General features: G+C 42.3%; 20 protein-coding genes and 1 riboswitch. Of the genes, 18 read left to right on the top strand and 2 right to left on the bottom strand.

From position 1 onward, the window contains the following. Positions 1-17: 17 nt before the first annotated feature. The 3 genes from OCV47_RS12030 to cysK all read left to right on the top strand — a co-directional run bounded on the left by OCV47_RS12030 (position 18) and on the right by cysK (position 2,969). Complete coding sequence (locus tag OCV47_RS12030) at positions 18-671, top strand: ribulose-phosphate 3-epimerase (protein ID WP_262655315.1); 654 nt, start codon at positions 18-20, stop codon at positions 669-671. Positions 672-968: 297 nt separating this feature from the next. After that, positions 969-1,730: an RpnC/YadD family protein gene (locus OCV47_RS12035; protein WP_262655316.1), complete on the top strand. Its 762-nt coding sequence runs from the start codon at positions 969-971 to the stop codon at positions 1,728-1,730. Between the two features lie 306 nt (positions 1,731-2,036). Then, complete coding sequence (gene cysK / locus OCV47_RS12040) at positions 2,037-2,969, top strand: cysteine synthase A (protein ID WP_256300391.1); 933 nt, start codon at positions 2,037-2,039, stop codon at positions 2,967-2,969. 156 nt (positions 2,970-3,125) lie between these two features. Here cysK and OCV47_RS12045 read toward each other — a convergent pair whose 3' ends face one another. Beyond that, positions 3,126-3,617, bottom strand: a complete 492-nt coding sequence (locus tag OCV47_RS12045) for a GNAT family N-acetyltransferase (RefSeq protein WP_256300397.1) — start codon at positions 3,615-3,617, stop codon at positions 3,126-3,128. 160 nt (positions 3,618-3,777) lie between these two features. On the opposite strand from OCV47_RS12045, the gene OCV47_RS12050 reads away from it, so the two are divergent. From OCV47_RS12050 to OCV47_RS12120, 15 genes are all read left to right on the top strand, one after another. Then, on the top strand, positions 3,778-4,218 hold the full coding sequence (locus OCV47_RS12050; RefSeq protein ID WP_256300399.1) for an RrF2 family transcriptional regulator: 441 nt from the start codon (positions 3,778-3,780) through the stop codon (positions 4,216-4,218). A gap of 161 nt (positions 4,219-4,379) precedes the next feature. Continuing rightward, a complete protein-coding gene (locus OCV47_RS12055; RefSeq protein WP_262655317.1) occupies positions 4,380-5,732 on the top strand; it encodes a citrate/2-methylcitrate synthase in 1,353 nt (450 codons plus the stop codon). A 91-nt stretch (positions 5,733-5,823) separates the two neighbouring features. Continuing rightward, positions 5,824-7,311, top strand: a complete 1,488-nt coding sequence (galT, locus tag OCV47_RS12060) for a UDP-glucose--hexose-1-phosphate uridylyltransferase (RefSeq protein ID WP_262655318.1) — start codon at positions 5,824-5,826, stop codon at positions 7,309-7,311. Positions 7,312-7,334: 23 nt separating this feature from the next. After that, positions 7,335-8,273 carry an AAA family ATPase gene (locus tag OCV47_RS12065; protein ID WP_262655319.1) on the top strand — a complete coding sequence of 313 codons (939 nt, stop codon included), beginning with the start codon at positions 7,335-7,337 and terminating at the stop codon, positions 8,271-8,273. A 3-nt stretch (positions 8,274-8,276) separates the two neighbouring features. Then, complete coding sequence (locus OCV47_RS12070; protein WP_262655320.1) at positions 8,277-10,115, top strand: glucose PTS transporter subunit IIA; 1,839 nt, start codon at positions 8,277-8,279, stop codon at positions 10,113-10,115. 141 nt (positions 10,116-10,256) lie between these two features. Continuing rightward, entirely contained in the window at positions 10,257-10,802 is a 546-nt protein-coding gene (locus OCV47_RS12075) for a biotin transporter BioY (RefSeq protein ID WP_262655321.1), read from the top strand. Positions 10,803-10,962: 160 nt separating this feature from the next. After that, positions 10,963-11,988: a glycerophosphodiester phosphodiesterase family protein gene (locus OCV47_RS12080; RefSeq protein ID WP_262655323.1), complete on the top strand. Its 1,026-nt coding sequence runs from the start codon at positions 10,963-10,965 to the stop codon at positions 11,986-11,988. Between the two features lie 246 nt (positions 11,989-12,234). Next, positions 12,235-12,417: riboswitch (cobalamin riboswitch) on the top strand. A gap of 172 nt (positions 12,418-12,589) precedes the next feature. Then, on the top strand, positions 12,590-12,847 hold the full coding sequence (locus OCV47_RS12085) for a hypothetical protein (protein WP_262655325.1): 258 nt from the start codon (positions 12,590-12,592) through the stop codon (positions 12,845-12,847). Between the two features lie 144 nt (positions 12,848-12,991). Next, complete coding sequence (locus tag OCV47_RS12090; protein WP_262655326.1) at positions 12,992-14,551, top strand: ABC transporter substrate-binding protein; 1,560 nt, start codon at positions 12,992-12,994, stop codon at positions 14,549-14,551. 17 nt (positions 14,552-14,568) lie between these two features. Beyond that, positions 14,569-15,516, top strand: a complete 948-nt coding sequence (nikB, locus tag OCV47_RS12095) for a nickel ABC transporter permease (protein WP_334308170.1) — start codon at positions 14,569-14,571, stop codon at positions 15,514-15,516. Positions 15,517-15,522: 6 nt separating this feature from the next. After that, positions 15,523-16,347, top strand: a complete 825-nt coding sequence (nikC, locus tag OCV47_RS12100; protein ID WP_158440231.1) for a nickel transporter permease — start codon at positions 15,523-15,525, stop codon at positions 16,345-16,347. 11 nt (positions 16,348-16,358) lie between these two features. After that, the gene (locus OCV47_RS12105) at positions 16,359-17,141 is read left to right on the top strand and encodes an ABC transporter ATP-binding protein (protein ID WP_262655328.1); all 783 of its coding nucleotides are present in this window, start codon (positions 16,359-16,361) and stop codon (positions 17,139-17,141) included. Continuing rightward, positions 17,134-18,102, top strand: a complete 969-nt coding sequence (locus OCV47_RS12110; RefSeq protein WP_262655330.1) for an oligopeptide/dipeptide ABC transporter ATP-binding protein — start codon at positions 17,134-17,136, stop codon at positions 18,100-18,102. The genes OCV47_RS12105 and OCV47_RS12110 overlap by 8 nt, the downstream gene beginning before the upstream one ends. After that, the gene (locus OCV47_RS12115; protein ID WP_262655332.1) at positions 18,102-19,430 is read left to right on the top strand and encodes an MATE family efflux transporter; all 1,329 of its coding nucleotides are present in this window, start codon (positions 18,102-18,104) and stop codon (positions 19,428-19,430) included. The genes OCV47_RS12110 and OCV47_RS12115 overlap by 1 nt, the downstream gene beginning before the upstream one ends. A gap of 20 nt (positions 19,431-19,450) precedes the next feature. Beyond that, a complete protein-coding gene (locus OCV47_RS12120; protein WP_262655334.1) occupies positions 19,451-20,506 on the top strand; it encodes a M14 family metallopeptidase in 1,056 nt (351 codons plus the stop codon). Between the two features lie 13 nt (positions 20,507-20,519). Here the strand turns inward: OCV47_RS12120 and OCV47_RS12125 are convergent, their stop codons facing one another. Next, complete coding sequence (locus OCV47_RS12125; protein ID WP_256300451.1) at positions 20,520-20,927, bottom strand: RrF2 family transcriptional regulator; 408 nt, start codon at positions 20,925-20,927, stop codon at positions 20,520-20,522. Between the last annotated feature and the right edge of the window lie 99 nt (positions 20,928-21,026).

Raw genomic sequence — 21,026 nt, forward strand, 5'->3', positions numbered from 1 at the left:
AGAAGGGAGAGAACAATATGGCAAAATTGTCGCTTTCCCTGTTCGCAGCAGATATTCTGCAAATGAATGAGGATCTGCAGCAGACCAGAAGTTCAGGAATTACATCATTGCATGTGGATATTATGGACGGACATTTTGTACCATTATTTGGATTGAATCCAGTCTGGCTGAAACAGATAAAAAAAGTCTATTCCATTGATCAGGATTTTCATTTTATGGCATATATGACAAAAGAAATGCTGGATCCTTATTTTTCACTGGAACCGGTAGGAATCACCATTCATCTGGAAGCAGGGAAGAAAAAAGAAAATCTGGAAATACTTCAGCAAATAAAAGAAAAAGGTATACGTGCCGGAATTGCCATATCACCGGAAAGTGAATGGAAAGAAATAAAGCCCTATCTGGAAGAAGCAGAAGAAATACTGGTGATGAGTACCGTACCAGGGAGAGAAGGATCTGTATTTATAGAGAGTACATACGAAAAGATCAGGTGTATCAAACATCTGATAACAGAGCAAGAGAGAAACACAATGTTAAGTGTGGATGGTGGGCTGAATCTGGAAAGAGCATTGGACTGTATCAGAAACGGTGCAGACCGAATCATTATGGGGCGTGCTTTTTTTGGCAGCAGCCAGAAGAAAGAACTTGTAAAAGAAATCGTAGATGCATAAATTTCAGGAGACAGAGAAGAAATAAGAATCTCTGTCTCCTGATTTATGTTTGGAAAGTTTCAGAATTTAGAATGTAAATGATATGAAATGAAAAAAATAATATATACCATTTGGACAAGTATATGTTACAATTAATAAACAGGAGGACACAAAAATAACTTACAGAAGATAAAATATAAAGACACATAAGAGAACCTTTCTGGTCTATGAGATGGAAAGCAAAATTAACAGAAAGGAGATTCTTATGACAAACGTAGCAAAACACGAAGATGCAGTGATGAAAATGGGGTTTGAATATTGAGAACCTTAAATATCAACTATGAATTTGTTGATGGTACACCAACAGAAGTAGTAGAAATTCATATAGATAATTTGTATATGGATTATAATTTTCTGACGACTGAAGACCGTATTGTACATATTGAGTTTCAGACAACAAATGATCATATCATAGATGACCTACTGAGATTTCGGGTATATGAAGCTTTATTGGCACGAAAAGAGAAAAAGAAAGTTATCACTTATGTTATCTTTTCGGGAGAAATTGAAAATGCAAAAACTGAGTTGGATTGTGGAATTTATACATACAGGGTGAATCCAATATATCTAACAGGGCATGATGCAGATGAAATTTTCCGAACGGTAAAAGTTAAGCTGGAAGCAGGAGAAAGGTTAAGTGAAGAAGATTTTGCAAACCTGACACTTACGCCATTGATGAAGAGTAAGATGAGCAGAAAAGATGTAATCAAAAAAGCAATACAAACAGTCAAACAGGAAAAACAGGTCACTGCTGAAAAGACGATGGCAATGTTGTATACTCTGGCAGACAAATTTTTAAGTGCTGGTGAATTAGAAGAAGTGAAGGAGGCGTTATCCATGACGAGATTAGGACAGATGCTGTATGATGATGGATTGAAGAAAGGGCGTGAAGAGGAAGCTCAGCGAATTTCAACACTGACATCCAGGCTTTTGAAAGAACACAGGCTGGAAGATCTTCAGAGATCTACGGAAGATGATGAATTCAGAGAGAAGCTTATGAAAGAATTTGGCATAGAATAGTGGAATAAAAAAGTCAGGGGGCTGTTTTCGGACAGCCCCCTGATGCTTAGTTTCCCACTTCGGCTTCTGTCTCTGAGTCAAGCTTTCCGGCAAGGAAGATACTAGTCGGCCCATCGGCTCCGCCAATGATGGCTGTGGAGTCCGTATCATCGACAGAAGATGCTTTATAATAAAATATTTCCTAGTTTTTACTAAAAACCTATTGACATAGTAGGAATATAATGATACTATGATGCCAAGTTAAGAAACCGAGTAAAACAGGAAGTGAAAAAATACCTGGACAAAATAGAAAGCGAGGAGAATGACATGGCAAACATTTACAAAGGAACACTGGATCTCATCGGTAATACACCTCTGGTAGAGGTTACCAATATTGAAAAAGAACTGGGACTGGAAGCAACTGTTCTGGTAAAACTGGAATATCTGAATCCGGCAGGAAGCGTAAAGGACAGAATCGCAAAGGCGATGATCGAGGACGCAGAGAGTAAAGGCCTCTTAAAAGAAGGTTCTGTGATCATCGAACCGACCTCTGGTAATACCGGAATTGGTCTTGCATCCATTGCGGCAGCAAAAGGATACCGCATCATTCTGACGATGCCGGAGACCATGAGCGTTGAGAGAAGAAACATCCTGAAAGCATATGGTGCAGAGATTGTTCTGACAGAAGGTGCAAAGGGTATGAAAGGGGCCATTGCCAGGGCAGATGAACTGGCAAAAGAGATCCCGAACAGCTTCATCCCGGGACAGTTTGTGAACCCGGCGAACCCGGCGGTACATAAAGCAACCACAGGTCCGGAGATCTGGAGAGATACAGATGGAAAAGTAGATATCTTCATCGCAGGTGTAGGTACAGGCGGAACCGTAACAGGAACCGGTGAATATCTGAAAGAACAGAATCCAAATGTGAAAGTCGTAGCACTGGAGCCGGCAACTTCTCCTGTATTATCAGAAGGCAAAGCAGGCGCGCATAAGATTCAGGGTATTGGAGCAGGATTCGTACCGGATGTATTGAACACCAAGGTATACGATGAAGTCTTCAAGGCAGAAAATGAGGACGCATTTGCAACAGCCAAGCTGCTGGCACACAAAGAAGGAATTCTGGTGGGTATTTCCTCCGGTGCTTCCCTTTATGCAGCCATCCAGTATGCAAAGAAACCGGAAAATAAAGGAAAAGTGATCGTGGCACTGCTTCCGGACAGCGGAGACAGATACTACTCAACACCACTGTTTACAGAGTAATTTTTGAAAAGCGTGGAAAAATAACAGTAAAACAGGTCAAAAGCGTGATATATGTAAAAAAAGGCAGTGCCGTCAGGAAATTCCTGACAGCATTGCCTTCTGTTATACACAAATATTATGTCAATTCGTATACCTGGATTGAGTAGACCAGTATGATTATAACGTATGATAATATGGACAGATATCCTCATAATGGCCATCTTTCATACGAAAGCCTCCAGGGATTACGCCAAGCTGCTGGAATCCCAGACGTTCATACAGATGTCTGGCATGGATATTAGATGCGACAACAGCGTTAAACTGTAACACCCTAAAACCGTGTACAGCACCCTGTTTCAGACAATCGGAAACCAGTTTTTCTCCGATATGGAGTCCACGGGAATCCCGGCTGACTGCATAGCTGGCATTGCAGATATGTCCACAACGTCCAATATTATTGGGATGAAGAATGTACAAGCCATATACTTTACCGGTATCAGAATCGGCAGCAACTGCTGTACAGGTCTGTTCTGCGAAAAATGCGGAACCAGTCTGCTCATTTAAAAAATCTTCCTGTGGAAAAGCTGCTCCATCTTCTACGACTTCATTCCAGATACGGATCATATCCGGTAAATCAGATGTCTGATAGGCACGTATCATAATATTCATAATAAGAACTCCTCTTTTCTTTGAAAATTAGCTACACTTATTATAAGCCAATGAAAAGAGATGTCAAACGGGAGAATCAATATCCTATTGACCTAGTAGGAAAACATGATATAATACTGGTATAGTACCAGGAAAAGTAAGAAGAAATGGAGTATCTGTCATGAATTTATCAAGTCGCAGCCGCTATGGCATTCGAGCACTAATTGATCTGGCGGTGAATGCCAGAGAATCTTGTATACAGTTGGGAGACATTGCGGTTCGCAATGATATTTCTGTAAAATATCTGGAGCAGATCTTTATGTCTCTGCGAAAGGGAGGCATGATTCGGAGCATTAAGGGACCACAGGGAGGATATCTTCTGGCCAGGACACCGGAAGAGATCTTTCTGTCCGATGTGATTCGTCTACTGGATGGCGACTATCTCCTGGAAAAGGAAGATCCAGGGAATGGAGAGAATCTGGCATCCAGGGTCATTCAGGAAAAGATGATTGAACCGATGAATCAGTGGATGAGTCAGTTCCTGGAGCATCTTACCTTACAGACACTGTTGGAGACTTATGAACAGGAACTTGCCAGTTCACAGGATATGTATTATATATGATGCAAGACCCTTCGGGGTCTTTTTTCCTGTATAAATGTCACCGGTTTTGCATACTATTTTAAGAAATGTTTATTTTTTTTTAATTGACCGGGAATGTCTGCAAAGAATATAATGGTGAAAAAATGGAAAAGAAAAACAGATGGCAAGAAGGAGGAGCACGCATGAGACAGATAGACGACTATACGGTAAGACAGGCAGAAGTATGCCGCAGATATGACAACATTGATCTGAAGCTGTATTCCGAGCTTGGGGTAAAAAAGGGCCTGCGCGATGAGAATGGTCATGGTGTCCTGACAGGACTGACCAATATTTCTTCGGTGAGAGCATTTGACATAATAGATGGAAAACAGGTCCCATGTGACGGTGAATTGCTGTATCGTGGGATTGATGTGCAGGAACTGGCCAGAGAAAGCTTTCGAAAAAAATATATTTTCGAAGAAGGTGCCTATCTGCTGTTATTCGGAGAACTTCCTACAGAGAAGCAGCTGACAGAGTTTCGGGCGAATCTTACCGACCAGATGAGTTTGCCAACGAATTTTACCAGGGATGTGATCATGAAGGCTCCAAGTGCAGATATCATGAACTCCATGACAAGAAGTATCCTGACTCTTGCATCTTATGATCCGAAGGCAGATGATCTGGAATTATCCAATGTCCTTCGGCAGTGCATGATGCTGATCAGCACATTTCCGATGCTGGCAGTATATGGCTATCATGCGTACAATCATTATGCCAATGATTCCAGTATGTATATCCACAGACCAGATCCGGAATTGTCGGTAGCAGAAAACTTTTTGCGTATGCTCAGACCGGATATGTCCTATACGAAGCTGGAGGCGAGAGTGCTGGACGTAGCACTGCTTCTTCATATGGAGCATGGAGGTGGTAACAACTCGACTTTTACCACAAGAGTAGTGACGTCCTCTGGTTCTGATACCTATTCTGCAATCGCAGCGGCGATGTCTTCTCTGAAGGGGCGCAAGCATGGTGGGGCGAACCTGATGGTGATGAAGATGATGGATGATATCCGTACGCATGTATCTGATTACCGTGATGAAGAAGAAGTGGAGAGCTATCTGACCAGAATCCTTGAGAAAGAAGCCTTTGATCACAAGGGACTGATCTATGGAATGGGACATGCAGTTTATTCTCTTTCTGATCCAAGAGAAGTGGTATTTAAGAACTTCGTAGAACAGCTGGCAGAGGAAAAGGGTCGAGATGAGGACATGGCTCTTTATAATAATATCGAGAAAATAGCACCGAAGATCATTGCCGAGAAGCGGAAGATTTACAAAGGAGTCAGCCCGAATGTGGACTTTTACAGTGGATTTGTATATGAGATGCTGGGGATTCCAAGAGAATTATATACACCATTATTTGCAATTGCACGTATAGTGGGCTGGAGTGCACATCGAATCGAAGAACTGGTGACTACGGATAAGATCATTCGTCCGGCTTATAAGTCACTGGTTACGAAGCGAGAATATCAGGACAGGGAAGAACGAGGAGAATAAAAGAGATTTATTGACATATGTACAGGAAATGTTAAAATGGTAACAGAACTGCGAAAATGTATCGAAGCGCAGACCGATGGGAGGATACTCTATGTTATCAAAAAGCATTGCCGAGTTAGTAGAATATGGAATCAGAACAGGATTGGTTCCAGAGTGTGAACGCATTTATACGACCAATCTGTTACTGGATATTTTTAAGGAAGACAGCTATGAAGAACCGGAAGAAGTACCGGAACGTCCACTGGAAGAGATATTGAAGGATTTACTGGATGAAGCAGTGTGCCGGGAACTGATTCCAGACAGTATCGCTTATCGAGATCTGTTTGATACCAGACTGATGAATTGTCTGACACCGAGACCTGCACAGGTGCAGGAGACATTTCGCAGCAAGTATGCAGTGTCTCCGAAGGAAGCCACTGACTGGTTTTATAAGTTCAGTCAGGATAATGACTATATTCGTCGTTACCGCATTAAGAAGGATCAGAAGTGGAAGGCAGACAGTCCATATGGTGAGATAGATATTACGATCAATCTTTCTAAGCCGGAAAAGGATCCGAAAGCTATCGCTGCAGCAAGAACGGCAGTGAATACCGCATATCCAAAGTGTCAGCTCTGTTTTGAGAACGAGGGATATGCAGGACGTCTGAATCATCCGGCCAGGGAGAATCACCGGATTATCCCGATTACGATCAATGACAGTAAGTGGGGATTTCAGTATTCTCCGTATGTATATTATAATGAACACTGTATTGTCTTTAACGGGCAGCATACACCGATGAAGATTAACAGAGAAACCTTCATCAAGTTGTTTGATTTTGTAAAGCAGTTTCCACATTATATGCTGGGATCTAATGCAGATTTACCGATTGTAGGCGGTTCTATTCTGACACATGATCATTTCCAGGGTGGAAACTATACCTTTGCTATGGCAAAAGCTCCAATAGAGAAGGAGATCAGCATACCAGGTTATGAGACCGTGAAGGCAGGTATTGTAAAGTGGCCTCTTTCTGTGATTCGTCTCAGCGGAAGAAGTACAGAACGTATCATTGATCTGGCAGATCATATTCTGCAGCAGTGGAGAGACTATACGGATGAGGCAGCCTTTATCTATGCCGAGACCAATGGAGAACCACACAATACCATTACACCGATTGCCCGTAAGAATGGAGAAAACTACGAGCTGGATCTGGTTCTGCGTAACAATATCACTACAGAGGAACATCCGCTTGGCGTATACCATCCACATGCAGAACTGCATCATATCAAGAAAGAGAACATTGGTCTAATTGAAGTAATGGGACTTGCTGTTCTTCCGGCGCGTTTAAAGGGTGAGATGGAGCTGCTGAAAAAATATATTCTGGAAGGCAAAGACATTGCATCCAATGAGACACTGGAAAAGCATGCAAAATGGGTCGCAGAATTCCTGCCATCTTATCAGGAGATTAATGCAGAGAATATTGACAGTATTCTGGAACAGGAGATCGGAAAAGTATTTGTGAAGGTTCTGGAAGATGCCGGTGTGTACAAGGTGACACCACAGGGCAGAGAAGCATTTATGAGATTTATTCACACACTTTAAGAAAAAATAACAGGATGGGGAATATGGAGACAGAAAAGCAGATGATTACAAAGTATCTGAAGGGGATGCAGATTGGCGGGGAACTGGTTGCAGAATTATTGGCCTTTCGGGAACAGTATGAGACAGATGAGGCAGTAAAAGAGCGGATCAGCAGACCAGAGATGCTGTTCTACGGAAAAGAGATTCTGGAGATGGCGATTGCCGCACTGCTTCACGGAGAGAACATTCTCCTCTCTGGAGCCAAGGCAACCGGAAAGAATGTACTTTGTGAGACTTTAGCATGGCTGTTTGGAAGACCATCCTATAATGTTTCTTTCCATGTGAACACAGACAGTGCGGCACTGATAGGAACAGATACATTTAAAAATAACGAAGTACAGCTTCGAAAAGGACCGATCTATGAGTGTGCTCAGTATGGTGGATTTGGTATTCTGGATGAGATTAATATGGCGAAGAATGATGCGGTATCGGTATTGCATGCGACATTGGACTACCGCAGAAGCATTGATGTACCAGGGTATTCCAGAATCGTGCTGCACCCGGCGACCCGTTTTATTGGTACGATGAATTATGGATATGCGGGAACGAAAGAACTGAATGAGGCACTGATCTCCAGATTTATGGTGATTGATATGCCGCCACTGGATGCAGAGACATTGCATGTCCTGTTGTCGGAATATTTCCCGGATCTGAAGAAAGCAGCGGCAGAACAATTCGCAGGATTGTTTCAGGATCTGCAGACGAAAGCATCCAATGGTGAGATATCCACGAAATCACTGGATTTCCGTGGGCTGACAGGTGCAATCAGGACGATGCGTTCCGGCCTTTCGCCACTGCAGGCGATTCAGATGGGAATCGTGAATAAAAGCTTTGATGTATTCGAAAAAGAGATGATCGAGGATGCAGTGCTGACCAGAATACCTGAGAACTGGACGAAAAAAGATATATTTGAAGAAGGATAAAAAATGGCACTAAATTACAGAGAATGTGCGGGAAGTATCTACAGTGCTCTGGGAGAGAATGAAAACCTGATCAATATACAGCACTGTGCTACCAGACTGAGAGTACGACTCAGAGAAATCGGTAAAGTGAACCGGGAAAAACTGGAACAGATCCCAGGTGTGCAGGGTGTCATAGAGGGAAACGGTCAGCTGCAGATTGTTATCGGTGCCGGGACGGTAAATAAAGTTTATCACGAACTGCACCGTTTTATCCGATTATCCGAGCTGTCAGAGAGCAGGGAAGAACAAAAAAAAGGCATAGTCAGTGCAGTGACCAGAATAATTCGGGTAGTGGGAAATGTATTCATTCCAATTTTGCCGGCTATTGTGGCATCCGGATTATTAATGGGGATCCTGGGTGCCATGAGCAGACTGGTTCCGGACTATACCACCAGTGATTTTTACAATTGGCTGAATCTGGTGGCTAATACTGCCGTTACCTATCTTCCGGTGCTGGTAGCAGTCAGTGCAGCCCGTTTGTTTGGTGGCAATCTGTATCTGGGCGGTACATTAGGATTATTACTGATGCACAGAGAACTGTTGGTTTCATGGAGCGCAGCCAGTTCACCGAACATGGTCAATTATTGGAATATACTGGGATTCCATATCCGCAGAGTGAATTATCAGGGACATGTGATACCGGTGATCATTGCTGTCTGGCTGATGTGTAAAATCGAAAAATGGATGCATCGCCATGTACCGGAAATACTGGATCTGTTCGTGACGCCTCTAGTTACGATAATTGTGACAGCGTTTCTGACGATGGCAATGATCGGACCATTTTTTGTGCAAATGGAAAATCTGATTGTGGATATTACCAGATTTACGTTGCGGTTGCCACTTGGTATCGGAGCTTTTTTATGTGGAGCGGCGTATCCTCTTACCGTCGTATTTGGTACGCATCATATGTTTGGTGTACTGGAGACCGGCATGCTGGCTGAGACCGGAAAAAATATGTGGATACAGGTATCTTCCTCAGCAAATTTTGCCATGTGTATGGCATGTCTTGCTGTATTTTTCAAAACCAGAAGCAGAAAAGTAAAAGCAGTGGCGCTTCCGGCCAGTATATCAGCAGCACTGGGGATTACAGAGCCTGCTATTTTTGGAATCAATTTAAGATTTATCCGGCCACTGATATGTGGAATGATTGGAGCAGCTTTTGGCGCAGCCACGGGAAGTATGCTTGGAGTATATGGATCTTCTTATGGAGTGACCGGACTGCTGGCCATGCTGATCACACTGGACTGTACGAAGCAGTATATACTGATGCTGATAGTTGCCGGAGGCATTTCTTTCATCCTTACCGGAATATTCTGGAAGGAACAGGATGAGAATACGGATGGAACAAGCAACGTGGGAGCACCGGCAGAAGGGAAGATCATTCCACAGGAGAAGATACCGGATGAGACATTTTCACAGGGACTTGTGGGAAAAGGAATCGGAATTTTACCTTCTAAGGGAAAGATTGTGGCACCATTTGACGGAATGATTATTATGACTGCTCAGACAGGACATGCCATAGCCATAAAAGGAACAAATGGCGAAAAAATACTGATTCATGTGGGTATCGATACGATAGAACTGGAAGGAAAAGGATTTCAGCTTCGTGTGGCAGAGGGAGAACAGGTAAAAAGAGGACAGGAACTGATTCGAATCGATCTGAAGCTTCTGAAGGAAAAAGGCTATGATCCGATTACCGCAGTATTTGTGACGAACAGCAGAGAGTTCCCGGAGATTAAGATAACAGATAAAGAAGAAATCAGGCTGGGAGAACCGGTCATGAGTATAAAAAGCAGAGATTAGAATGATGATTTCTGCTTTTTGTAACCAGAGTATGTCAACTGGAAAAGAAAAATGGTTGACAAATAAAAACATTACACCTATAATATTGTCAACTGAGTTATATGAAAAGTTAACAATACAAGAGCGAGGAGTAATGAAAAAATGAAAACACAGAGTTCTATTCAGAAAGTGGTAATGACAGGCATGTTGGCTGCAGTGATGGCAGTCATGTCTCAGATTCAGTTTCCCCTTCCATCGGGTGTACCGGTAACCATGCAGACCTTTGCTATGGCGTTGGCAGGATATATTCTGGGATGGCGGTATGGACTGGCATCGACAGTTGTTTATATTCTACTTGGTGCTGTGGGAGTTCCGGTATTTGCGGGATTTTCCGGTGGATTAGGATTCACAGTTAGCCCGGCTGGCGGTTATATCTGGGGCTTCCTTCCAATGGTTGCATTGTGTGGTCTTGGATATGAGAAAAGATCTATGCCGGCACTGATCGGATTGTCCGTAGCAGGTCTGGCCTGCTGTCATATCCTTGGAGTGATCCAGCTGAGCATTGTAACCGGACTGAATGCATGGGGTGCATTCCTGACAGGCTCCGCACCATATCTGGTAAAGGATCTGGTATCTCTGGCAGCAGCTTATGCAGTAGCAAAAGCAGTACGCAAGGCACTGACCAGTGCAGGAGCACAGATGGTCTGAGTGGTTGAAATGATATAGAATGATAATACAGAGCAGTAAAAAGTATAGATTTATACTTGCACTGCTCTGTTTTTATGTTATGATTAAAAAAATATGCTGTGGAAAGGGAGAAAGCAGCTGATAATACAGCAGGCAGGAAGCTGCCAGATAAGGGGGAAAAATGAAACAGGGAAGAAGAATGCTATTGTTATTGCTGTTGATGTTGCTGTGTGCCGGATCGAAGGACTGTATGGCAGCAAAGAAGCCAGAATTGTCGTCCAGACAGTATCTGCTGCAGATGGGAAAGTCTGTCAGATTGAGATTAAAGGGGGACAGAGCCATACAGTGGAAAACATCAAACCCGGCGGTTGCAACGGTGCAGAATGGAAAAATAAATACAAACAGCTGTGGAACAGCATGGATTACCTGCACGGGCAAGAACAAAAAAACATATAGCTGTCTGATACGTGTAGTCGGACAAAAGAAAACGGAAGAGAAACAGACATACCGGGTAGCACACAGGGGATACAGTTTCAGGGCACCAGAAAATACTATGGCATCATTTTTACTGGCAGCAGATAAAGGATATCAGTATATTGAATGTGATATTCAATTTACGAAAGATAATGTACCGGTGATTTTGCATGATGCGCGGGTAGATCGTACTTCAAATGGGCATGGGAGAGCAGATAAATATACCTATGCACAGCTTCGGAAACTGGATGCCGGATCATGGAAGTCATCAAAGTATGCAGGGGAAAAGATACCAAGCTTACAAGAAGTGTTGAGATATTGTGTACAGAAGGATGTGATACCGTATCTGGAACTGAAGAATGGAAGCGGGTTGACAAAAGCAAAGTTTCGCAAGGTTTATAAAATGGTGCAGGAGTCAGGATTGCAGAATCGTGTAGTGTGGATCTCTTTTAACTTTCAATATCTGAAATGGGTGAAAGAAATGGATCCAGTCGCAGAAATCGGCTATATTCCTAAATCAGAGTCAGTGGAAGCCATGGTTCAAAAGGCAGAGAAACTGAAAAGTGGAAAAAACCGCGTATTTTTGTGCATAAAAAGGGCAAAAGTGAGTGCCAAAATATTGGAATCATGCAAACAAAAAGGAATAGGAGTATCAGTTAGAAATATCAACAGTGAGAAAACCTGGAAAGGGCTGGATGCATATTGTATGTCGGCAATTGGAAACGGTTTTTAAAAAAGGATTCCCACCATCATTTTGACGAAGCCTTTTTTCGCGCTATTCGCAAAAAATACGGTTCTGTAGTATGTTTTTTTCAGCAAACTACGGAGGAGGAACCAGAATGGGCGGACATTATGGCAAGGACCTTTATAACGAACTGATGGAAGTGATGGTTCAGTCAGAAGGCGAAACTGTTATAAAGAGAAGACATTTTTTATAAATACTATTGACAGTTGTTTCATGAACCATTATATTAAAAATAATTAGATATTTGATGTATGTTCTTGCCGAAAGCAAGATGAAAAGGGAAACCGGTGTAAGTCCGGTACGGTCCCGCCACTGTAAGAGGGAGTCGGTTATCATAATGTCACTGCAGAAATTGTGGGAAGACGATAACAGATGCAGAACTCAAGTCAGGAGACCTGCATACATTAGGGAATTGGTTACTTCTTACGGTGTATAAGAGAACAATATAGTATGTTTTACAGCGCACCCTAAAAGCAATAAAAGGGTGCTTTTTTATTTCATTCAATTCATATGATATTGCATTTTTATTACGCGTCGGGAAGAAAAAGTGGAAATATTTTGTAATATGAGGGCAGTATGATATGAAAAAATGGTTAACGAAGCAGAAGTAAGAGCATTTCAAAATTATCTGGAAAACTATATTGATATCACGTTTCTTGTAGATTTTATCTATTCAACAGGAATCCTCAGTGCAGAAGATGAAATTACATTTATAGAAGAATTGCATGAAAAGGGAGTGAAAGGGATTATCTCTTTTCTTTCTACTGATCTGGAACAGGTACTTCCGGTTTGTGAAGAATATGGGACGTACTATGTCCGGGGTTCAGGAACCATCAGCAGACTTTGACTCATTTAAAGCGTTTACAGAAAAATTATGAAATAGATAAATGCAGTTCCATATGAATTAGAATTAGTATGAAAAGATAGAGATGTGAAAACACCGATATCATCATAATAATGCAACAAAAAGATAAGGATAAGGAGAAAGAAAATGAAAAACAAAAAAAGAGAAGCCATGATGATTGCAGCAGCAACCGCAGCACTGCTGTCTATGGGAATTACCGCAAATGCAGAAGATAAGGTATTGAACTTTGGATGTGCCATGTATACAGATGGTGTAGTAAATAGTGCCATGGATGAAAATGCTGGATGGAATGCCATGAGATACGGAATTGCGGAAGCCCTGTTCAAATTTGATGACAATATGGAAGTAACACCATGGCTGGCAGAAAGTTACGAAGTAAATGATGAACATACAGAGTGGACGATTAAGCTGAAAGATGGTATCAAGTTTTCTGACGGCTGTGATCTGACTCCATCCAAAGTGAAAGCATACTTTGATCATATGAAAGAAGTAGGACCATCCGGATCAGCAAAACCAGAAAAATATCTGGAATTTGAAGCAGAAGTAACAGCTGATGATGAAGCAAATACTATTTTCATTAAAACAAGTAAACCATATGCGAATCTGATGGGGCAGCTCTGTCATCCGACGATGGGTATCACAGACGTAGAGCATATCGAGAACTTCGATAATGGAATTATCGGTACCGGTCCTTACAAAATCGAAAAGTTTAATGGTGTTGGTGTTGGATATGAACTGGCTGCCAATGAATATTATCGTGAAGATGTACCTTATGACAAAGTAAATCTGATGTTTATGGGAGACAACTCCGCAAAGGCAATGGCACTTCAGAGTGGACAGGTAGACCTGGTAGAAAATATTACGAACGTAGCAGATATTCAGAGCTTTCAGGAAAGCGATGCGTATACAGTAGATATTGCATCTGGTGTGCGCTGCGGATTTTCATGGATGAACTTTAACGGAGTGCTGGGCAACAAAACACTGCGTCAGGCGATACTGATGGCAATTGACGATGATACAATTTGTAACTCAAAGACAATTGGCGGACTTTATACTCCAGGTTTCTCAGTTCTGCCATCTACACTGAACTATGGTTATGATGAACTGGAAAATCCATATACCTATGATCCGGAAAAGGCAAAACAGATTCTGGATGAAGCAGGAATTGTGGATACAGACGGAGACGGAATCCGTGAACTGGATGGTCAGAACATCAATCTGAGATATATTTCTTACGAAAACCGTCTGCTGAATGATTTCTCAGATGCTAATGCACAGTATCTGGCAGAAATTGGTATCGGTGTGGTTCCGGAATACGGCAGCTCTGATGATCAGTGGAGCAAACTGGCAGCTCTGGATTATGATCTCAATAATAATAACTGGATGACAGTTGGTACAGGAGATCCTCTGGCCTTTATGGCAAACTGGGCGACGGATACCTCTTACTGCGCATATTCAAATCCGGAATATGATGAATTATATAAGGAATTACAAAGCGAAATGGATCCGGAAAAGAGAAAAGATATCATCTTCCAGATGCAGCAGATTCTGATCGATGATGCCGCAGTTCTGATTGACGGATACTATAACTCATCTATGATTTACAATAATGCAAAAGTCGGATCTGCACATATCCACACAGCAGATTACTACTGGCTGTCTACTGAAATTGTACCGGCTGAATAAGAGTAAAGCAAAAAGGAGTGTTCGTTTTGAGCAAAAAACAAATAGCAAAACGTCTTTTGCAGATTGTCGTTGTATTACTGGGAATCAGTTTTATCACATTTGCACTGACGTTTATGTCACCGGGTGATCCTGTGCGTAACATGTATACGGCAACCGGTGTGATGCCATCAGAAGAGATGATTCAGGAGACAAGAGAGGAAATGGGATTAAATGATCCATTTTTGCAGCAGTATACCAGATGGCTTGGGAATTGCCTGAAGGGAGATTTTGGAAAATCCTACAGTCTGAACAGACCGGTAACAGAACTGCTGGCAGAAAGACTCTGGCCGACCCTGAAATTGACATTGATGTCTATGGTCATGATGTTGATTCTGTCCGTGCCACTTGGAATGTTATCTGCACTCTATAAAGATAAATGGATTGATTATCTTGTCCGTGGAATTACATTTCTGGGGTGCGCTATGCCTAACTTTTGGGTAGGCTTATTATTGATTCTGGCATTTTGTGTATACATCCATGCATTTCCGGTAATCAGTTCAGCAGGAGACTTTAAGAGCTTATTTCTTCCTGCGCTGACACTGGCGATTGCAATGTCATCCAAGTATACCAGACAGGTACGAACAGCAGTATTGGATGAATTAAGCCAGGATTATGTCATTGGTGCAGAAGCCAGAGGTGTAAAAAGATCCAAAATTATCTGGCAGAATGTTTTTCCGAACTCCTTACTTCCACTGATTACCATGTTTGGTCTTTCCATTGGTTCCCTCCTTGGGGGAACCAGTGTAGTAGAAGTCATCTTTTCTTACCCGGGACTGGGAAATCTGGCAGTTTCAGCAATCACATCCAGTGATTATAATCTGATTCAGGGATATGTATTATGGCTTGCACTGATCTACATGGTAATTAATCTGATTGTAGATGCATCTTATGTGTACATTGATCCTCGTATGCGTTTAAAGGAGTAGAGAACTATGAAGAAAAACAGATTTTTACAGAATAAAACGTTTGTCGTGTTTTCTATTCTTGCACTGCTTATTATTCTGGCAGCAATATTTGCCCCTGTTGTAACAGGTGGTGTGGATCCGTTGAAAGGATCTCTGGTAGATGCATTGCTTCCGCCGAGTAAAGAGCACATTTTTGGAACAGATAAGATGGGGCGCGACATTTTTACAAGAGTGATTTATGGTGCCCGTGCATCTCTGACAGCTACATTTGGCGTGGTTGCGTTAATTTTTCTGGTTGGAACAGTAACAGGTGTTATTTCTGGCTATTTTGGAGGAATCGTGGATGCTGTAATCATGCGAATTGCAGACATGATGCTTGCTTTCCCTGGACTGGTACTGGCCCTTGCGGTTGCCGGTATTATGGGGGCCAGTATCAAAAATGCGATTATTGCAATTGTAGTAGTGAGCTGGACCAAATATGCCCGTCTGGCACGAAGTCTGGTTTTAAAGATTCGTGACCGCGATTATGTATCTGCTGCAATCGTAACAGGTTCTAAGACTCCGTATATGTTGCTTCGCTATATGCTTCCGAATGCATTGCCAACTTTGATTATTACAGCAGCAACAGATGTGGGATCTATGATGCTGGAGCTGGCAGCAATGTCCTTTCTGGGATTTGGCGCGAAGCCTCCTGCACCGGAATGGGGCTATATGCTGAATGAGGGAAGAGCCTGTATGCAGTCAGCACCATGGCTGATGATCTTTCCGGGACTTGCAATTTTTATCGTCGTTGTTGTATTCAATATGCTTGGAGATTCCATCAGGGATATCCTGGATCCAAAGAGTGAATAGGAGGTAGAACGATGCTTGAATTAAAAGATGTGACCATCTCCTATAAAAATGTTCCGACGGTTCAGCATTTTAATATGAGTATGAAACAGGGACAGATTATTTCATTGGTGGGAGAATCAGGAAGTGGAAAAACTACGGTGATCCGCGCAATTTTGGGATTACTCCCTGGTGGCGGAAAGGTAACAGCAGGACAGATCACATTAGAGGGAGAGGATCTTCTGGCTTACAATTCTGAAAAATGGAGAAAACTGCGTGGTACAGATATTTCTATGATTTTTCAGGATAGTGGTGCCATGATGAACCCTACGAAAAAGATTGGAAATGTATTTACAGAGTACATTCTGACACATGAAAAGATTTCCAAAAAGGAAGCATGGAACAAAGGAATTATGATGCTGGAGCGTATGAGACTTCCGGCAGCAGATAATATTATGAATTCTTATCCGTTTCAGCTGTCCGGTGGTATGAGACAGCGTGTTGGAATTGCCATGGGTATGACTTATCAGCCAAAACTGTTACTGGCAGATGAACCGACTTCGGCACTGGATGTGACGACGCAGGCTCAGATTGTGCGTCAGATGATGCAGCTGAGAGATGATTACAATACCAGTATTATTGTAGTGACACATAATCTTGGCGTGGCTGCATATATGTCGGATTATATTATTGTTATGAAACAGGGAATAATAGAAGATCAGGGAACAAGAGAGTATATTCTGAAGGAATCCCAAAATGAATATACCAGAAAGCTTCTGGATGCTGTTCCGTCTCTTGGAGGTGAACGTTATGTCTGAAAAAAGAGAAGTAATATTGGAAGCAAAGTATATAACCAGAAAATTTCCGGCTTCCCATGGAAGGACGCTGCTGGCAAATGATGATATCAGTCTGAAGATGTATAAAGGAGAAACACTTGGTCTTGTGGGAGAATCCGGATGTGGAAAAAGTACTTTTATGAGATTCCTGGTTTCTTTAGATAAGCCGTCGGAAGGAGAAATTCTTTATCGCGGCACAGATATTACAAAATTGCATGGTGAGAAACTTCGTCAGAGCCGTCAGAATGTACAGATGGTATTTCAGGATCCTGCTTTATCGTTTAATCCGAAGATGATCATCAGGGATATTGTATGCGAGCCGTTAATGAACTTTAAGAAAATCAAAAAATCTGAAAAAGACGCAGTATGCAGAAAGCTTCTGGAAATGGTAGAACTTCCGGGAGATTTTGCAGATCGATATCCACATAATATGAGTGGCGGACAAAGACAGCGTGTTGCCATTGCAAGAGCGCTGGCTCTGGAACCTGAAATTGTGGTATTGGATGAAGCAACTTCAGCACTGGATGTATCTGTTCAGAAGACAGTCATTGAACTGATCACCAAACTTCAGAGAGAAAAGAATATTACGTTTGGATTTATTTGTCATGATATTGCACTGGTTCAGCAGGTTGCACATCAGATCGCAGTCATGTATCTGGGAAATCTGGTAGAAACACTTCCGGGTTCAGAATTGTCTTCCAAAGCCATGCATCCCTATACAAAAGCATTAATGGGTGCAGTATTTGATATTCATATGGATTTTTCAAAACCAATTGAAAGTATCGAAAGTGAAGCACCAAGTCCGTTGGATCTGCCGAAAGGATGTCCATTCCAGGGAAGATGCGAACAATGTATGGATATCTGTAAAAAAGAAAAACCTCAGATGACAGAAGTAGAGCCTGGACACCAGGTAGCCTGCCATCTCTATGGCGGAAAGAAGTAATGAAGAATACGAATTTAACCGAAGGAAGTATTGCAAAAGGGTTTATCTTATTCGCATTGCCACTGTTTTTGGGCAGTCTGTTCCAACAATTATACGGCACTGTTGATTTGATTTTTGTGGGAAATTATATGGGAAAAACAGAGGCTGCAGCAGTGGGGGCAAGTGGAATTCTTGTAACCTGCCTGATCGGTCTATTCACCGGCATATCTGTTGGCGCAGGTGTAATAACAGCCCAGTATTGGGGCGCAAAGAATAAAGAAAATGTGCGAAAAAGCATGGAAAATGCGTTATTTCTTGCATTAGCCGGAGGAATTCTTTTGATGGCAGCAGGTCAGCTGCTGGCAGACTGGGCACTTCGAGCTTTGAATACGCCGGCGTCGATACTGGCGCAGGCGCTGGTGTACATTCGGATTTATCTGTTGGCAATTATGTCTATGATTATTTATAATATGTGCGCCGGAATTTTAAGGGCCATGGGGGATTCTAGAACCCCGTTTCTGGTACTGGCTGCCGGTGGCTTTTTAAATGTGTGTATGGACTGGTGCTTTATCGCAATGCTTGGCTGGGGTGTGGCAGGTGCGGCTCTGGCGACCGTCGTATCACAGACTTTTACGGCAGTATTTTTAATGGTATACATTTTCCGAAAAGAAAACTTACTGAGACAGAGATGGAAGATCGAAAGACGGATGAGCAAAACGATCATCAAAATCGGGATTCCGTTGGGAATACAAGCGATGATTCTTACATTGTCCAATCTGGTAGTGCAGTACTATATCAATGGATTTGGAGAGGATGCAGTAGCAGCATTTACAGTTTACTTCCGTGTGGAAAACATATTGTATCTTCCGATTGTTGCCTTTGGACAGAGTATTGTGACCTTCGCCGGACAGAACTACGGAGCTGGAAAATATGAGAGAATCAAGAAAAGTGCGATTGTGTGTAATATAATTTCTGCATCTGTTATAATGATACTTTCAACGGTCATTCTGATGCTTGGAAGAACGATTTTGGGTATTTTCTGTCGGGATGAAAATGTAATCCGTCTGGGATTGCAGATCATAGGTGTATCTTTCCCGTTTTATTTCATCTATTCGATTATGGAAGTGACCGGAGGGCTGGTAAGAGGCGTGGGAAAAACAATTCCGTCTATGATAATTGTAATTGTGACACTTTGCATTTGCAGAATTGGAATCTTGAAATTATTTGTAGATCAGTTCCATAGCCTGAGGATGGTGGCAGCAGTATATCCTATCACCTGGTCTCTGGCTATGATCGCATTTATTATTTGTTTTGTGGATGTAAGCAGAAAAATGTTGAAAAAACAGTGAGAAAAAGTAAGGAGAGACTTATGGAACAAGTTACAATTGGTGGACTTACTGCAAAAAGAGGAGAAAAAGTCAACGGATTTATATCAGTAGAAGGAACCCGTATCCAGCTTCCGGTGACACTGATCTGCGGAACTACGGATGGTGAAACTGTATTGATATCAGGTGGTGTACACAATGCAGAATATGTGGGAATCCAGTCTGCGATTCAGTTATCTCATGACCTGGAGCCGGATAAGATCAACGGACAGGTGATCATCATTCATCTGATGAATCCAAGCGGGTTTGAGCATCGTACCATGAGCCTTGTATATGAAGACGGCAAGAATCTGAACCGGGTATTTCCGGGAAGTATGCTTGGAACAACTGCGGAGCGTATCGCCTATACAGTAGAACGGGAATTTTTTCCATTAGCGGATTACTATATTGATTTGCATTGCGGGGACGGATTTGAAGGGCTGGTTTCCTATGTATATTGTCTGGGCAATGCCAGTGATTATGTGGTGAAAAAGAGCCGTGAGATGGCAGAGATTGCTCATGTGGATCTGCTGGTAGAATCACAGTGCAATACAGGTGGTGCATATAATTATGCAGGATCCCTTGGCATCCCAAGTATTTTACTGGAGCGAGGACACAGCAGTCAGTGGTGTCAGAGTCTGGTGGACGAAGATGTGCATGATGTGAAAAACATACTGCGTTATCTGGGAGTATTTAAGGGACAGGCACATCGTCATGAAAAGACACCGATTGATGTCAGTCCTGCCATTTACGAAGATGCCCCTGTGGAAGGATGCTGGTATCCGACAAAGCAGCCGGGAGAAACTTTCCGGGAAGGGGATGTGCTGGGATATATCAAAGACTATTTTGGCAATGAATTATTCCGATGCATTGCCAGCCAGGACGGTATCATTCTTTACGAAACCATCAGCCTCTGCATTATGAAAGACAGCCCGATGGTGGCCTATGGAGCCTGGGATTTTACGAAATACGGAGAAGTAGTAAAGAATTGTATTGTATGCGGAGAAGCAGAGCATAAGAGACATCATCATCATAAAAAATCAGAGATTGACGAAGATTAAAAAAAGAGGAACCTTAGTAGTTCCCCTCCAGCAGATCCTTTAAAGTAATATGGAAAAAGAAATCATGGACCATGGTATCATACTTTTGCCACAGCGGAAGCGTGATACACTGGTCTTTTCTTTGGCATTCTTCTGCACCCGGCATATTACATGCAACAGAGACCAGAGGGCCGTCTGTCAGTTCAATAATTTCTCCAATGAGATATTCTTCTGGCTTCTTGGTCAGCATATAACCGCCACCTTTTCCACGAACACCTTTCAGAAACTGGGCTTTCACCAGATTCTTCAGAATAATCTCCAGATACTTTTCAGAAATTTGCTGACGCTGTGCAATAGCCTTCAAAGGAATATACTGGTCAGAAGGCTGCTGCGCCAGATCCAGCATTACGCGCAAGGCGTAACGCGCTTTTGTAGATATCATAAAATGAACTCCTAGTATAATAATGATGTAGTCAATGAAGACTACTTGATTAACAAGTTTCTATAAATCAGATAACAGAAGAGGGTGTTCTTCCTTCAT

This window comes from Muricoprocola aceti, assembly GCF_025567005.1.
Taxonomy (GTDB): Bacteria; Bacillota; Clostridia; order Lachnospirales; family Lachnospiraceae; genus Marvinbryantia; species Marvinbryantia aceti.

Excerpts from the sequence above, each read along its gene's own strand:
- OCV47_RS12075 (WP_262655321.1), top strand. The coding sequence starts at position 10,257 with ATGAAAACACAGAGTTCTATTCAGAAAGTGGTAATGACAGGCATGTTG.
- OCV47_RS12120 (WP_262655334.1), top strand. The coding sequence starts at position 19,451 with ATGGAACAAGTTACAATTGGTGGACTTACTGCAAAAAGAGGAGAAAAA.
- OCV47_RS12125 (WP_256300451.1), bottom strand. The coding sequence starts at position 20,927 with ATGATATCTACAAAAGCGCGTTACGCCTTGCGCGTAATGCTGGATCTG.
- OCV47_RS12080 (WP_262655323.1), top strand. The coding sequence starts at position 10,963 with ATGAAACAGGGAAGAAGAATGCTATTGTTATTGCTGTTGATGTTGCTG.
- OCV47_RS12085 (WP_262655325.1), top strand. The coding sequence starts at position 12,590 with ATGGTTAACGAAGCAGAAGTAAGAGCATTTCAAAATTATCTGGAAAAC.
- OCV47_RS12115 (WP_262655332.1), top strand. The coding sequence starts at position 18,102 with ATGAAGAATACGAATTTAACCGAAGGAAGTATTGCAAAAGGGTTTATC.
- OCV47_RS12110 (WP_262655330.1), top strand. The coding sequence starts at position 17,134 with ATGTCTGAAAAAAGAGAAGTAATATTGGAAGCAAAGTATATAACCAGA.
- OCV47_RS12045 (WP_256300397.1), bottom strand. The coding sequence starts at position 3,617 with ATGAATATTATGATACGTGCCTATCAGACATCTGATTTACCGGATATG.
- OCV47_RS12065 (WP_262655319.1), top strand. The coding sequence starts at position 7,335 with ATGGAGACAGAAAAGCAGATGATTACAAAGTATCTGAAGGGGATGCAG.
- cysK (WP_256300391.1), top strand. The coding sequence starts at position 2,037 with ATGGCAAACATTTACAAAGGAACACTGGATCTCATCGGTAATACACCT.
- OCV47_RS12105 (WP_262655328.1), top strand. The coding sequence starts at position 16,359 with ATGCTTGAATTAAAAGATGTGACCATCTCCTATAAAAATGTTCCGACG.
- OCV47_RS12050 (WP_256300399.1), top strand. The coding sequence starts at position 3,778 with ATGAATTTATCAAGTCGCAGCCGCTATGGCATTCGAGCACTAATTGAT.
- galT (WP_262655318.1), top strand. The coding sequence starts at position 5,824 with ATGTTATCAAAAAGCATTGCCGAGTTAGTAGAATATGGAATCAGAACA.
- OCV47_RS12090 (WP_262655326.1), top strand. The coding sequence starts at position 12,992 with ATGAAAAACAAAAAAAGAGAAGCCATGATGATTGCAGCAGCAACCGCA.
- OCV47_RS12070 (WP_262655320.1), top strand. The coding sequence starts at position 8,277 with ATGGCACTAAATTACAGAGAATGTGCGGGAAGTATCTACAGTGCTCTG.
- OCV47_RS12055 (WP_262655317.1), top strand. The coding sequence starts at position 4,380 with ATGAGACAGATAGACGACTATACGGTAAGACAGGCAGAAGTATGCCGC.
- OCV47_RS12030 (WP_262655315.1), top strand. The coding sequence starts at position 18 with ATGGCAAAATTGTCGCTTTCCCTGTTCGCAGCAGATATTCTGCAAATG.
- nikC (WP_158440231.1), top strand. The coding sequence starts at position 15,523 with ATGAAGAAAAACAGATTTTTACAGAATAAAACGTTTGTCGTGTTTTCT.